This window comes from Nitrosomonas sp. TNE100, assembly GCF_055387135.1.
The window spans coordinates 1208274-1222150 of record NZ_AP040997.1 but is presented as its reverse complement, the minus strand read 5'-3'; the positions used below and the strand labels follow the sequence as shown (position 1 = coordinate 1222150).

The 13877-nt window shown below is 47.7% G+C and carries 8 protein-coding genes and 3 tRNA genes; 7 read left to right on the top strand and 4 right to left on the bottom strand.

The annotated features are described in order from the left end of the window. Nucleotides 1-72: 72 nt before the first annotated feature. Nucleotides 73-978 (bottom strand): fructosamine kinase family protein, encoded by a 906-nt coding sequence (locus ACZ5EJ_RS05905; protein ID WP_074455663.1) that lies wholly within the window; start codon nt 976-978, stop codon nt 73-75. A gap of 29 nt (nt 979-1007) precedes the next feature. Then, nucleotides 1008-2393: an argininosuccinate lyase gene (gene argH, locus ACZ5EJ_RS05900; RefSeq protein WP_074455664.1), complete on the bottom strand. Its 1386-nt coding sequence runs from the start codon at nt 2391-2393 to the stop codon at nt 1008-1010. A gap of 200 nt (nt 2394-2593) precedes the next feature. On the opposite strand from argH, the gene ACZ5EJ_RS05895 reads away from it, so the two are divergent. Beyond that, nucleotides 2594-3256, top strand: a complete 663-nt coding sequence (locus tag ACZ5EJ_RS05895) for a hypothetical protein (protein WP_074455665.1) — start codon at nt 2594-2596, stop codon at nt 3254-3256. A gap of 56 nt (nt 3257-3312) precedes the next feature. On the opposite strand, the gene ACZ5EJ_RS05890 is transcribed toward ACZ5EJ_RS05895, so the two are convergent. Continuing rightward, nucleotides 3313-3486 (bottom strand): hypothetical protein, encoded by a 174-nt coding sequence (locus ACZ5EJ_RS05890; RefSeq protein WP_176752571.1) that lies wholly within the window; start codon nt 3484-3486, stop codon nt 3313-3315. A 254-nt stretch (nt 3487-3740) separates the two neighbouring features. Here ACZ5EJ_RS05890 and ACZ5EJ_RS05885 point away from each other — a divergent pair. The 3 genes from ACZ5EJ_RS05885 to ACZ5EJ_RS05875 all read left to right on the top strand — a co-directional run bounded on the left by ACZ5EJ_RS05885 (nt 3741) and on the right by ACZ5EJ_RS05875 (nt 4064). Continuing rightward, a tRNA-Pro gene (locus ACZ5EJ_RS05885) sits at nt 3741-3817 on the top strand. Between the two features lie 44 nt (nt 3818-3861). Then, nucleotides 3862-3938, top strand: a tRNA-Arg gene (locus ACZ5EJ_RS05880). A 50-nt stretch (nt 3939-3988) separates the two neighbouring features. Continuing rightward, nucleotides 3989-4064 (top strand) — tRNA-His (locus ACZ5EJ_RS05875). 39 nt (nt 4065-4103) lie between these two features. Here ACZ5EJ_RS05875 and glnE read toward each other — a convergent pair. Next, nucleotides 4104-6893 (bottom strand): bifunctional [glutamate--ammonia ligase]-adenylyl-L-tyrosine phosphorylase/[glutamate--ammonia-ligase] adenylyltransferase, encoded by a 2790-nt coding sequence (glnE, locus tag ACZ5EJ_RS05870; RefSeq protein ID WP_464557676.1) that lies wholly within the window; start codon nt 6891-6893, stop codon nt 4104-4106. Between the two features lie 227 nt (nt 6894-7120). Between glnE and ACZ5EJ_RS05865 the strand changes: the two genes are divergently transcribed. From ACZ5EJ_RS05865 to tldD, 3 genes are all read left to right on the top strand, one after another. Continuing rightward, the gene (locus ACZ5EJ_RS05865) at nt 7121-11011 is read left to right on the top strand and encodes a YhdP family protein (protein WP_074455667.1); all 3891 of its coding nucleotides are present in this window, start codon (nt 7121-7123) and stop codon (nt 11009-11011) included. Nucleotides 11012-11212: 201 nt separating this feature from the next. Then, nucleotides 11213-12076: a carbon-nitrogen hydrolase family protein gene (locus ACZ5EJ_RS05860; RefSeq protein ID WP_011634335.1), complete on the top strand. Its 864-nt coding sequence runs from the start codon at nt 11213-11215 to the stop codon at nt 12074-12076. 123 nt (nt 12077-12199) lie between these two features. Next, the gene (gene tldD / locus ACZ5EJ_RS05855) at nt 12200-13651 is read left to right on the top strand and encodes a metalloprotease TldD (protein WP_011634334.1); all 1452 of its coding nucleotides are present in this window, start codon (nt 12200-12202) and stop codon (nt 13649-13651) included. The last annotated feature ends 226 nt before the right edge of the window (nt 13652-13877 follow it).

Below are 13877 nucleotides of genomic sequence, written 5' to 3'. Positions count from 1 at the left end.
ATCCGGGTCAATTTTATTGTGGTAGCAGTCGCTTTACAAATGGATACACGGGCACATCTGTATCTGTTCATGTTAATCAAATTCGGACAGTAGTTTTTTCATAATCGTTTCCGCCTGATTCCAGTATTGTGATCCGAATAAATTGAGATGATTAAGGATGTGGTAAAGATTATAGAGCTGCTTGCGGGTGGCATACCCGGTATCCACCGGCCAGATATCGCGGTAGGCAGCATAAAAGTCTGGTGGAAACCTGCCAAACAGTTCCGTCATGGCCAGATCAGCTTCCCTGTCGCCGTAATAGACAGCTGGATCGAAGATAACGGGTTGTCCATCTGTATCGAAAGCGTAGTTTCCTCCCCACAGATCGCCATGCAACAGCGATGGCTGCGGTGTGTAGCCCATAAAAAAATATTGAAAACCGGATAGCAGGCGTTCACCGAGCGATTGCAGCGAACCGGTGTAACCGTTTTCCCTGGCGAGATTCAGTTGATAACCCAATCGCTGCTGGCGCCAGAATGCAATCCAGTCACTATCGGCTGTATTTCTTTGTGGCGTTGAGCCAATCGTGTTGTCACGTATCCAACCAAATTTTTCAGCAGTATGCCGATGCATATTAGCCAGCCCGATACCCAGTGCGGCTGCATTACCCTGATTCTGCAAGTCAATGTATTCCAGCACCAGCCAGGCATAGCCATGCCCGCTACCACTGCAAAGCGGCCGTGGAGCACGCAGGCTGGCGGAATCTAGGATTTCCTCCAACCCGGCTGTTTCAGCTTCAAACATGGCCAGATACTCGGCCTTATTCAGTTTGATAAAGAATTGCTGATCCTGATTGCGAATGCAGAAGGTCTGATTGATGCAGCCTCCTCCAATCGAGGTGAGGTTTTCCGGGCTGAACGCCTGCCGGGTAAGCTGTGAGATTTGCGCAGCAATGGCTGTCCATGGAAGGGAAGTAGCTTGTTGTATATTCCGTTTCATTGCTGCTTCATTGCTGCTTCATTTCCACTTCAGTCCGGCAATTGAGAACGTGCCCGGCAGATAGCCGCGCGTACCTGCTCCGGTGCGGTGCCGCCGGGGTGATTTCGGCTTTGCAGCGAACCTTCCAGTGTCAGCACCTCAAATACGTCCTGTTCGATAATTGCGGAGAATTGCTGCAGATCCGCAAGCGAGAGCTCACCCAGGTCACATCTCTTGTTTTCTGCGAAACGGACTGCCTGGGCAACTGTTTCGTGCGCATCACGAAAGGGAGTTCCTTTTTTGACCAGATAATCAGCCAGATCAGTCGCCGTGGCGTAGCCGCGCAATGCCGCCTGGCGCATGGCTTGTGGATTAACTTGCAGCCCGGCCAGCATGTCGGCGTAGATAGTCAGCGTATCTTTCAAGGTATCCACAGTATCAAACAAGGGCTCTTTGTCTTCCTGGTTGTCCTTGTTATAGGCCAGAGGTTGTGATTTCATCAGTGTTAACAGTGCAACCAGATGGCCGTTGATGCGGCCGGTTTTTCCACGCACCAGCTCAGGCACATCAGGATTTTTCTTTTGTGGCATGATGGATGAACCTGTGCAGAACCGGTCTGCAATGCGGATGAAGCCAAATGCTGGACTCATCCATAGGATCAGCTCTTCTGACAGGCGGGAGAGGTGCATCATGATAAGCGCGGCACTGGCACAGAATTCAATCGCAAAATCACGATCAGATACAGCATCCAACGAGTTATGACAGATATCATCAAACCCCAGTTCGCGTGCCACCTGTTCGCGATCGATCGGATAACTGGTGCCCGCCAGCGCGGCAGCTCCCAGCGGTAGCTGATTGACACGTTTTCTGCAATCCTGCAAACGTTGTCCATCGCGCAGCAGCATTTCATAGTAGGCGAGCAGATGATGCCCGAATGAAACTGGTTGCGCCACCTGCAAATGGGTAAAGCCAGGCATAATGGTGGCAGCGTGCTGTTCCGCCAGATCCAGTAATACATATTGCAGGCCATAAATGAGGTCGATAATCTCATCTATGGCAGCGCGCAGGTAGAGCCGAATATCGGTGGCCACCTGGTCATTGCGTGAGCGGGCGGTATGCAGTCTTTTTCCGGCATCCCCTGTCAGCGCCGTCAAACGCCGTTCAATGTTCAGATGTACATCTTCCTGCTCAAGCTGCCACTCAAACTGGCCATTTTTGATTTCTTCCCAGATCTGCGCCAGCCCTTTTTCAATGGCTTCCAGATCAGTTTGCGGGATGATATTTGTGGCTGCCAGCATACGTGCATGCGCAAGCGATCCCTGAATATCGTACTCGGCCAGTCGATAATCGAATCCGACTGATGCGGTATAGCGTTGTACCAGTAGTGCAACCGGTTCGCTGAAACGACCTGACCAGGTCTTTTTATCTTTTTCCACGGGAATATCTACTTACTGTTTGTTGGTTGAAAGCCTGCATTTTACCCGTAACCCGGAAAGAATCTGTACAAGACTGGCAGATTTTGCAACACATATGCATAATATGCGCAAGTTGTTGGCAGCGCTGCTTTCCCTGAGAAAGGGAATGGTGGATAATTAGCACCTTTCATTTGAGTCACTTATTAACGAAGGAGCAATTCATGTCGGATCAAAACACGCAGAACGGGGGCGATCAGTCCAAAGATAAGGTTGAATGGACCAAACCCGCTTCATTATTCAATATTTTGTGCAAAAAATTTGCGCCGATTTCCGATCTCCAGCATAAACAGCTGCCTTCGTGGTCAATACTGGTTTTTCTGGGTGTACTGCTGCTGGTATTCGTCTGGAAGCAGATTGCTGTCAACCAAGCGGAATCACGACTGGAAAAAGGTCAGGCTGAATTGGCCCTGAAGCTCGAACAGGAAAGTACAGCACTGGTCAAAAAGGCACGCGAATATGCGGACAGCCAATATAACAAGGAAGAAGAACGCTTCGGCCAGGTACTGGCATGGGCAGTGCGTGGTGAATTAATCCGTAATAACCTTGACCAGATTGACCAGTATCTGTCTGAACTCGTCAGAACAAAAGATACGGAACGTGTCGTGCTGATCAGTGACGAAGGAAAATTGCTGGTATCCACTGATAAAAGGCTGATCACTGAAGATGCATCGAATCTTTATCCGAAAGAAGTTCTTGATTTGCAAACCATTACCGTCAAATCAGATGTGGCTGGTAAAAAACTGCTGGTTGTACCCGTCATGGGGTTGAACAAACGCATGGCCACCATCATCATCAGCTACAACCCTCCCCCCTTGTTGAACTGATACACACAGACTGCTGCCTGCAACCCCCCGTTATACGGGGGTTTTTTTATGCAAGATCACCCGCCCCGGTTGGCCGCAAGGTGTTCATGCTCCAGTACCGCACGACTGTCGCATCCTGGTCCCGCAAATGGAGAACGGCACAAACTGAGTTCTGTATTACCTTCGGTACCACGGAGAACGAGCACTTCATCAGCAGGATTGCCCGTATATGTTGCCGACGATATGCACATCCAGCGTTTTCAGTAATTTCCCCGGCACACTCAGGAAGGAAGGTGAATCGTGATTTCCGGCTATGATAATAATGTGCCGACAAGTGGAAACCGCAATATTCTATCTTGTGCGTGTTTGAAGGATTGTCTGTTCTATATTGATCTACGCGCAATGCCAGATTTGATCTGGTGCGCTATTCAGACAGTTTATTTTTACATAAATGCCAGGGGCGATTGACGCTTGCCCGGTTAATCGGTATAGTGACCGACTTTTCCGGGGTGTAGCGTAGCCTGGTAGCGCGCCTGGTTTGGGACCAGGATGTCGGGAGTTCAAATCTCTCCACCCCGACCAATTTTCGTGTCGTTGATACGGGCCAGAGCCCGGCTTGAGTAAAGGTGCCCGTAGCTCAACCGGATAGAGCACCAGCCTTCTAAGCTGGGGGTTACAGGTTCGATTCCTGTCGGGCACGCCAAGTTAGATCTGATCTTGTCTTGATCAGATAAATTGGTTTTCAGATCCATGGTGGCTGTAGCTCAGTTGGTAGAGTCCCGGATTGTGATTCCGGTTGTCGTGGGTTCGAGTCCCATCAGCCACCCCAAAAAAACCTGCTTTTGTTGCCCGCAATTTCAATGTTTTCTTACGTTCCGAAAACATCTTCCCACAGTTGAAAGACTGCCCGTCTGGCACTGCTTAAGTAATCGCTCGTTACACGAGCAAATTTCTGGGATACATCTTTTGGTAAAGCAGTACCGGTGGCTTCAGGTATGCCGCTCAGCCGGAGTTGATGTTGTGTACGCCGAAGTTCACGATAGGCGATAAACGCTGCATTTGCTTTCTCAGCGGATGTCAGCCCAAGTTCTCCGGCAAGCTTGAGTAAAGCAATGTTACCAATGTTGCCGGTTAATTGTGGATAGCGGTGGGCGTAACCCAGAACCAGATATTGCACAATAAATTCCACGTCAATAATGCCACCGTGATCATGCTTGACATCGAATAACGGTGTGGAATTTGGGTGCGCTTCCAGCATTTTTGTACGCATCATCAGAATTTCCCGTTTGAGATTTTCCATATCACGCGGTTGGCAAAGGATGTTTTTACGTATCTGTTCAAATTTTTCGCCCACTTCACTATCACCAATGACAAAGCGCGCACGTGTCAATGCCTGATGTTCCCACACCCAGGCCTGCTCATGCTGATACAGGGAAAAAGCCTCAATGGAATTGACCAGCAATCCGCTGGTGCCATTAGGGCGTAATCTTAGATCTGTCTCGTAAAGTACGCCGGCGGAGGTATGGCTGGTTAGCCATAGATTAATATTCTGGGCAAGTTTAGTATAAATCTCCATGGCATCAGGGTGATTGTCCTGGTAGAGATAGACGATATCGAGATCGGATACGTAACCCAATTCTTTTCCCCCCAGTTTGCCGTAGCCTATAATGGCAAAAGCAGGAGATTTCCGGTGTTTCTTTTTTAATCCCTGCCAGGCGAGTTGTAAAACATTGTCAAGAATAAGATCAGCAAGTGCGGTTAAATGGTCGCTGAGTGTTTCCAGCAACAAATTTCCTTCAAGATCAACAGCAAGCAAACGAAACACCTGTGCATGCTGAAAATGTCGTAGTACATCCATTTGCCATTCTATTATCTGTGCCTTGGGTATATTGCCGTGATGCAGCTGATGGATAAGCTCTGTTTTAAGCGTTGGCCAGTCTGGCAGGGTGTGCAGGCCGGATGGGGCAAGTAATTCATCCAGCAGAATCGGGTGGCTGCCAAGATAATCACTGGCCCATTGGCTGATACTGACCAATTTGGCTACTCGTGGCAGGGTTTGTGGATACTCCTGTAATAAAGCAAGGTAGGCTGAATATTGTCCGATTTTTTCGAGTAGTCGCAGCATACGTTCCAGCGTAATTTCCACAGGAGGAAATCGAGTTACCACTTCCATTAATGTGGGCATTAATTCCAGGATACGTTCCTGATTAGGGTGGCTTAGCTGCCGAAACGTAGTGCCATCGTAAAATTGCTGAACGCGTGCAGTAATTTTGTCAGGGTCAATATATCCTAGTGTTTTTAGTTGATTACTGAAGACCTTAACTATTTCGTTGTCGTTGGTTTGTTCTGGCCTGATCCGGGCGAATGTACCAAGCTTTATGGCTTTGCGGCGTACTGCAAAAATTTGCTCAAAATGACGGGTAACATTCTGGCGATGTAGATCAAGGTGTTTGAGAAAACCGGTATAGTCGGTAAATCCCATACTTTTTGCTATCAATATCTGATCATCTGAATGTTGTGGCAGATTCTGAGTTTGTTGATCATCCAGATATTGCAGGCGGTGTTCAAGTTTGCGCAGAAAGTAATAGGCTTCAATCAGCTCTTCTACTGTCTGTTCAGGGAGAGGCTGTTTCTGCTTTAATCGCTGCAAGACGCCAAGAGTAGGGCGAATACACAGATCGGCATCCCGTCCTCCTCGGATTAGCTGAAACACCTGGGTGATAAATTCAATCTCACGGATACCACCGGGGCCCAGCTTGATATTATCGTGCAACTCGCGCCGATCTACTTCTTTGCGCAGTTGAGTGTGCAGACTACGCATCGCCTCATAGGCCTCAAAATCCAGATATTTGCGAAATACAAAGGGACGTACGATCAGTTCCATCAACGCTGCTTCAGCGATTGATGAGCCGGTGATTACGCGACTTTTGATCCAGGCGTGGCGCTCCCATTCGCGGCCTTGTGTAACAAAATAGTCTTCAAGCATGGGCAGGCTGATGGCGAGCGGGCTGTTTTCGCCGTACGGGCGCAATCGCATATCGACACGAAATACATAACCGTCCACGGTATAATCATTGAGGCTGGCAATCAACTTTCGCCCGAGTCTGAGAAAAAATTCATGATTGGTAATGGATTTACTGCCATCTGTTTCGCCATCTTCGGGATAGATAAAAACTAAATCTACATCAGAGGATACATTGAGTTCGCCCCCGCCCAGTTTTCCCATAGCTACAATCAGCAATTGTTGCTCTGTACCAGTTTTTTCTCCTTTTGGTTTACCAAAGTGCCCGGGTTGCACCATTGCTGTATGGAGAAATTCGAGTGAAAACTGGATCGTTACATCGGCTAGAGCTGTCATGGTTGCCATGACTTCGTTCAGATCAGCCAGCCCGGCCAGATCGCGTGCAGCCAGCCGGAGAATGACGCGCTTGCGTAGTTGACGCAATAAACGGTGTAAATCTGCCTCATCTATCAGGTGCGCCGTGGAGTCCTGGAGAAAACCAAGCATTTCTTCCCGCGTAAAGGGATTGTGCAATTGCTCCAGAAGTTCTTGTTGAAGCTCGGATTCATTTTCCAGTACCCGTTTCAAGTACCGACTGTAAGGCAGAATACTGCTGACAATGGAAGCTGCACGGGATGTGCTGATCGGTGTCGTCATATAAGATAGTAGTTACGCGACAAGTTATTGCTGCTGATTTTATTGCTTCGATGTATTACGGATTTGGCGATAGCTTCGCATAAAATGCTTTGTTTTTACTGTAGTGCATGATTTTATGGAAATGATATCCCGTTGAAGGATGTAAAGACTGTTATTTCTTAAATGGAAACTAAATTTCAGGTAACGGATGAGATATTCCGGGAGCCAGCTTTGTATTGAGTCGGTTTATGTCGCGTTACTTCTTGCGCTATTGTGTGGTTTGCTTGAGCTGGGCGGGCAGATGTCTTCTGGTTAGCGTACTATTTCTTTGCCTGGCGCTGCTTGCATTACGTTACTGGATTTTGCCAGATATCGGCAATTACCGTTCTGATATTGCCGCAGCAATCACCCGTGTCGCCGGGCAGCCAGTGCGGATTGATGTCATCCAGGCTAATTGGGATGGGCTGCGCCCGCATTTATCGATGCAAGGCGTCAGTGTGCACGATCAGCAGGGTCATCTGGTATTAATTTTTCCAGGAATTGAAGGTACAGTTTCATGGCGATCAATGCTGCGTGGCGAGCTTAATTTTCACGAAATTGTAATTGATCGACCTGCTTTAGTAACACGCCGGGATACAGAGGGCTTATTACATATTGCAGGCATCACCTTGGGAGGAGATCGGCAGGAAAGTGGGTTCTTTGACTGGCTGCTGCGTCAGCGGCGCTTGGTGGTTAAGCAGGCGATCATCTACTGGCAGGATGATTTGCGATTGGGCACTGTACATTATTTTGAATCTGTCAATCTGCTTCTGCAGAACAGGCAAGGGGGAAAGCGTCATCAATTCGGGTTACGGGCACAATCATCTGGCCCACTGTTTTCCAAGGTGGATATTCGTGGAGATCTGATTGGTGATTCTGTACAGATGCTATCAGCGTGGCAAGGGCGTCTGTTCGTCCAGTTACAGGATTTTGATCTGGAAAACTGGCAAGAATGGATGACATTGCCGGCTGATCTGACGCTTAAGCGTGGGCAAGGCAGTGTGCGTGCCTGGATGGATGTTGGTGCTGGCAATCTCTCACGTTGGGTGGCTGATATCAATCTGCGAAAAGCAGCTATTCATTTTGCGCAGCATTTATCCCTGTTGGAAATCGATCACTTGTATGGTCGTAGCGGGTGGAGTAAGACAGAAGATGCACAGGATACAGATGAGCAGTGGTTTGTACGTGATTTAAGTGTTGAATTGAAGGATTTGCCCCTTGCTGAGCCAGTTGCAGCGTTATGGTATGTGCGCAATCACAGGGATGGTGGTCCGCCTGAATACAGACTGCAGGTGGAAAAGTTTGACTTGAATGTACTGACCAGACTTGCCGCCAACCTGCCACCAGAAAATAGGTTATATAAATTCTTGTCTGAAGTGTCTCCTCGCGGCACAGTAAAACATGTAAATCTCGAATGGCAGGGCAATTGGTCTGAAAAATCATCCTTAAAAGCAAATGCCGCCTTCAGTGATCTTGCCGTGCAGTCACTTGATAAGTACCCTGCATTCAGCGGCGCTAGTGGGATCGTCAACATGACAGAAACAGATGGCTCCCTGTTTCTGTCCTCAAGTAATATGGAACTCCGTAAGACGCAGCAGCCCGAAGAAAAATTACGATTGGATACTTTGATCGGGCGAGTGGATTGGAAAATTGCGCATGGTCATGAAACGGCCCAGCTGAAATTCAATAATATTGTTTTCACAAGCGATGCAGGGAATGGAGCACTTCAGGGGAGTTATGCTTTTAATGGTAATTTACCCGGACAGATAGATTTGGCCGGGTATTTGTCACAGGCCGATATACCTCTTTTGGGTCAATATATCGCCTGGGTGACCGATGAAACTGTGGTGAACGAGATCAACAAAGCTATCATCTCAGGGCAGCTGCATGATACAAGGTTTCATGTTAAGGGTACATTGAATAGCCAATCAGCTGATAAAAAGAACAGGTTATCTATTCGTGCAGAAACAGATATTGGCAATGCTACTATCAAAACTCCGGGTGACTGGCCGGAAATTTCTGGCATGGCAGGATATGTCTCGCTACAGGATAGCGTTCTGGATATATCACTTTCTTCTGCCAATATTTCTGGTATCAAGTTGCAAAAATTCACGCTGCAATCCGGTGATCTGCATGCAGAACAACCAAAGATCAGGATAAAAGGTCTGGCGGAGGGTGAAAGTGGTGAAATAGCCGCTTTGTTGCGTAAGGCAGATATAAATCAGCATATTGGTGAGTTATTAAATCAGGCTGAATTTTCTGGAAAAGGACGATTACAGGCAGATGTTTCTTTGTCAGTTACCCAGAAAGAATTTTCCATTGCCAGAATGCAAGGGCGTTACCAGTTTATGGATAATCAGATCAACTTTGACCGCTATATTCCTGATTTTTATCAGGTTAATGGATCACTGGTTTTTACTGAAGCTAGCATGACGTTGGAGGGGGTTCGTGCCAAAGTACTAGGTGGGCCAGTTGAGATATCCTCTGTCTCTGCTCCTGAAGGAGGTATGCATATTACTGCAAGCGGACGAGCTGATTTTGATCGCTTTCAGTCGGACAGAATCACAACTGAACCCGTGAATTTATCACATTTGTGGACACAATTTATGCGAGGGAGTACCGATTGGCGGTTTGGAATGGATATCGAGCACAATAAAGCCAGTATCGTGATCGAATCCTCCCTGAAGGGCGTGGGACTCACGTTGCCGGCTCCTTTGTCTAAAACAGCGGCGGAGGTTGTTCCGTTGCGTCTGGAAAAATATTTTACCTGGCCACATGACGATCATACCCGTTTGCGCTACGGAAATATTATTACTGCGGAATTTCAGCGTGTTCATGAGGCTGTGCATCATTACCACCCGGTACGCGGCATCATCCGCTTTGGTGGAAGAGGTGTGCTGCCTCAGAATCAGATTACCCGGATTGAAGGTGCTGTTGCCAGATTGGAATGGGATCAATGGCGAGAGTTGTTCCGAAGACATGCAGAAGTGGATGTTTCGATTGATCATACAGCACGTGGACTGGATAATATTCTAACTGGGCCGGTACAGTTTGATGTGCGAATTGGGCAGCTTGAATTTCTGTCCAGCTATTTCAATAATGCCCACCTTGTCATCGACAAGCGGGATGATGTTTGGCAAATGCAGGTTTCCAGTCGTGAGGTCGCCGGTAAAATAGACTGGCATGCAACATCCCCACAGAAAGTGGCAGCGCGTCTGAGCAGATTAATTATGCCGAAGGATGCACCTGAACCCGCATTGTTACAGCACAGTCTTGATATCCCTGGAAATTGGCCGAATGTGGATATTGAGGCTGATGAACTGATCGTGGATGGTGTGTTGCTAGGTCAGATGAAATTGAGTGCTGTACAAAAGCAGAATGGCTGGCAGGTGGAGAATCTGGATATCAGACATCCAGATAGTACATTGCAGGCCAGTGGATTGTGGGAAAATCACAGGCCGCCTTACCGGGTGTCTAGCCATATTCAGTTGCAATCAGGTAATATCGGTAAATTTCTGAAGCGCCATGGCTATCCAGGCCGTATCGCTCGTGGGGAAGGGGCGATGACAGGCGATCTGGAATGGGCAGGCAAGCCGTTCTCTATCAATTTTCCAACACTATCCGGTAAACTGCAATTTGATGCCCAGCACGGGCAATTCACAGAATTGAAGCCTGGTATCGGCAGATTATTGGGGGTTTTTGACCTGAAATCTTTACCTCGCCGATTGACGTTGGACTTTTATGATGTATTTGGTAAAGGATTTGGCTTTGATAAACTTGGCGGCCATGTTGCTATCCAGAACGGTATCGCTTCGACTGATGGTTTATATATTATGGGGAGTTCAGCCGAACTTGTTCTGAGCGGAGAATGGGATCTGGTAAATGAGACTCAGGCCTTGAATTTGAAAGTATTTCCCTCATTTGGATTAGTAACCCCTATTGCTGGAATTGCTGCCATGATCGCTTCGGGAACGCTACAAGATCCTTTTAGCCGGGTGCTGCTGAATGAATATGCCATAACCGGAAGCTGGAATGACCCGGTTGTAATCAGGCTGGATGAGGAAGAGAATCAGGTTAGGCAGCGTAATCATAAGCCATAATGTTATTTTCAATCTGAAACAAAGTACGATTATTCGGATTTAAGCGGGTCAGGTACAATAACAATTACGAAGAGACCTGATATTTATGCTCTTGTCATTAAATTGAAAATATAAATCCGGGGCAAAATAAACTTGAAGGGAAAGGAAAGCTGAGTATAGGCAGCTTGACAATATTGATTGAATACAAGAGAGGGAAGAAATATGTCGACTAGTATAAATGTTGAATTGACTACTTCTCCCAGTTCAGGTGTTGATTCCAAAGTACGGGTGGCAGCCGTACAGATGGCCTCTGGTCCCAGTGTAACAGCCAATCTTGAGGAAGCTTTTCGTCTGATTGAAGAGGCTGCTACAAAGGGTGCGCAACTGGTGGCATTACCGGAATATTTCTGTATCATGGGAATGAAGGATACCGACAAGCTGGCGGTACGTGAGAATCCTGGAGAAGGGGAAGTCCAGAATTTTCTGAGTGAAACTGCCAAGCGGTTTGGTATCTGGTTGGCAGGGGGGTCAGTACCTTTAGTTTCACCTCTTTCCAATAAAGTATACAACAGCTGTCTGGTATACGATGAACAAGGTCGGCAGGTGGCACGATACGATAAGATCCACTTGTTTGGACTGTCACTGGGTAACGAGAATTTCGCTGAGGAAAGAACGATCGACGCAGGTAATCGGGTGGTTGCAATTGATTCTCCCTTTGGCCGTATGGGGTTGTCCATTTGCTACGATCTGCGTTTTCCCGAGCTATACCGCATGATGGGTAAAGTGGATATCATTTTGGCACCTGCTGCGTTTACCGCCATTACCGGAAAAGCTCACTGGGAGACGCTTATTCGAGCTCGTGCGATTGAGAACCAGGCTTATCTGATTGCGCCAGCGCAGGGAGGATTCCATGTGAACGGACGTGAAACCAATGGTGACAGTATGATTGTTGATCCATGGGGAGTAATCATTGATCGTCTTCCGCGCGGGGCCGGAGTAGTGCTCGCAGAAATCGATCGCGTATATCAGTCAAGTGTACGAGCGAGCCTGCCTGCACTGGAACATCGGTGCTTGCTTGCCTGCTGAGAAAATATAGATTTGATCTGACTTATACGTTACCCTAATTTTTCTACAGGCTGCCTTCATTGCATGCCTCATAGCCACAGTTTATTTATTTGCCCACTTTACTAAAGAGAATTTATTTCTGGAATGATGGATTCATTTGCGATAGCTGATCAGTACCTGCTGGCCCCGTATGAGTTGAATCCAACCAGGTTGCAGGATGTATTTGGTCAGATTCTTTCCCATCGAATTGATTATGCTGACATTTATTTTCAGTATAGCCGGTCGGAGGGCTGGGTGCTGGAAGAGGGCATCGTCAAATCAGGCAGCTTTAGCATCGACCAAGGAGTAGGGGTGCGAGCAATTAGTGGCGAGAAGACTGCTTTCGCCTATTCGGACGATATCAGCGGTCAGGCTCTGATTTCTGCAGCTCGTGCAACACGCGCAATTGCTGCTCAAGGCAGTGAAAAACAGACACGTATAATGGGTTTGTCAGGAAATATTACTCGACAGGCGTTGTATTATCCGTCTCTGGATCCCATCGCACTTTGTCAGGATGCTGACAAAATCAGGTTACTCGAACGCTTGGAAGAATTTGCGCGCGCATTGGATAAACGGGTTATTCAGGTCATGGCATCGCTGGCAGGAGAGTACGAAGTAATCATGGTTGCACGCAGCGATGGTTTGCTCGCTGCTGATGTACGGCCTCTGGTGAGGGTATCCTTACAGGTTATAGTCGAAGAAAGCGGTCAGCGGGAGCAGGGTGTTGCTGGAGGTGGTGGACGTTTTGACTATGGTTATTTTACCGATACAGTGTTACAGGATTATGCGCACAAGGCTGTTCATCAGGCGATAACAAATCTGGTTTCAAAACCGGCGCCGGCAGGAAGTATGACGGTGGTGCTAGGTAATGGGTGGCCGGGTATTTTGCTGCATGAAGCAATTGGCCATGGTCTTGAGGCAGATTTTAACCGCAAAGGAAGTTCGGCTTTCTCCGGGCGTATCGGGGAACGAGTTGCTGCGCCGGGAGTGACGGTGGTCGATGATGGCACGATACGTGATCGTCGCGGGTCGCTGAATATTGATGATGAAGGCAATCCGACACAATGCACTGTCTTAATCGAAGATGGTATTCTCAAAGGCTACCTTCAGGATAATTTAAATGCCAGGTTGATGAATCAGGCCGTTACCGGCAACGGCCGGCGTGAATCATTTGCTCATATCCCTATGCCACGCATGACTAACACCTGCATGTTGAATGGAGACAAAGAGCCGGAAGAGATCATTGCTTCTGTCAAACATGGTTTGTACGCCGCTAATTTTGGAGGTGGGCAGGTTGATATCACCAGTGGCAAGTTTGTATTTTCCGCTGCGGAAGCCTACATGATTGAAAATGGTAAAATCACCTATCCGGTGAAAGGAGCTACTCTGATTGGCAACGGCCCTGATGTACTAACTCGCGTTTCCATGATTGGCAATGATATGGCTCTGGACCCTGGAGTCGGCACGTGTGGCAAGGAAGGGCAAAGTGTTCCGGTCGGTGTTGGGCAACCAACTTTGAGGGTAGATGGCTTAACAGTTGGGGGAACAAACGGATAGTTATACGTGCTGGTATTATCTGCATGTTTTACTGGAGATATTTACGAGAAGTAAATATATAATCCAAGTAATATAGCTCGGATATTGTTTATCTCACGTCTTGCGTATTTTGCAGCCGACAAGGGAAATCTGGAAAGTTTGTTATCTCTGATCGATAAGGGCAACGGTGCTTTTTCCTGCATTACTGTTTAATTTCGAGCCTTGAGCGCGGATTATTCAATAATGC

Coding starts and splice junctions, on each gene's coding strand:
- ACZ5EJ_RS05860 (WP_011634335.1), top strand. CDS start 11,213: ATGTCGACTAGTATAAATGTTGAATTGACTACTTCTCCCAGTTCAGGT.
- glnE (WP_464557676.1), bottom strand. CDS start 6,893: ATGACGACACCGATCAGCACATCCCGTGCAGCTTCCATTGTCAGCAGT.
- ACZ5EJ_RS05895 (WP_074455665.1), top strand. CDS start 2,594: ATGTCGGATCAAAACACGCAGAACGGGGGCGATCAGTCCAAAGATAAG.
- ACZ5EJ_RS05865 (WP_074455667.1), top strand. CDS start 7,121: ATGTCGCGTTACTTCTTGCGCTATTGTGTGGTTTGCTTGAGCTGGGCG.
- ACZ5EJ_RS05890 (WP_176752571.1), bottom strand. CDS start 3,486: ATGTGCATATCGTCGGCAACATATACGGGCAATCCTGCTGATGAAGTG.
- ACZ5EJ_RS05905 (WP_074455663.1), bottom strand. CDS start 978: ATGAAACGGAATATACAACAAGCTACTTCCCTTCCATGGACAGCCATT.
- tldD (WP_011634334.1), top strand. CDS start 12,200: ATGATGGATTCATTTGCGATAGCTGATCAGTACCTGCTGGCCCCGTAT.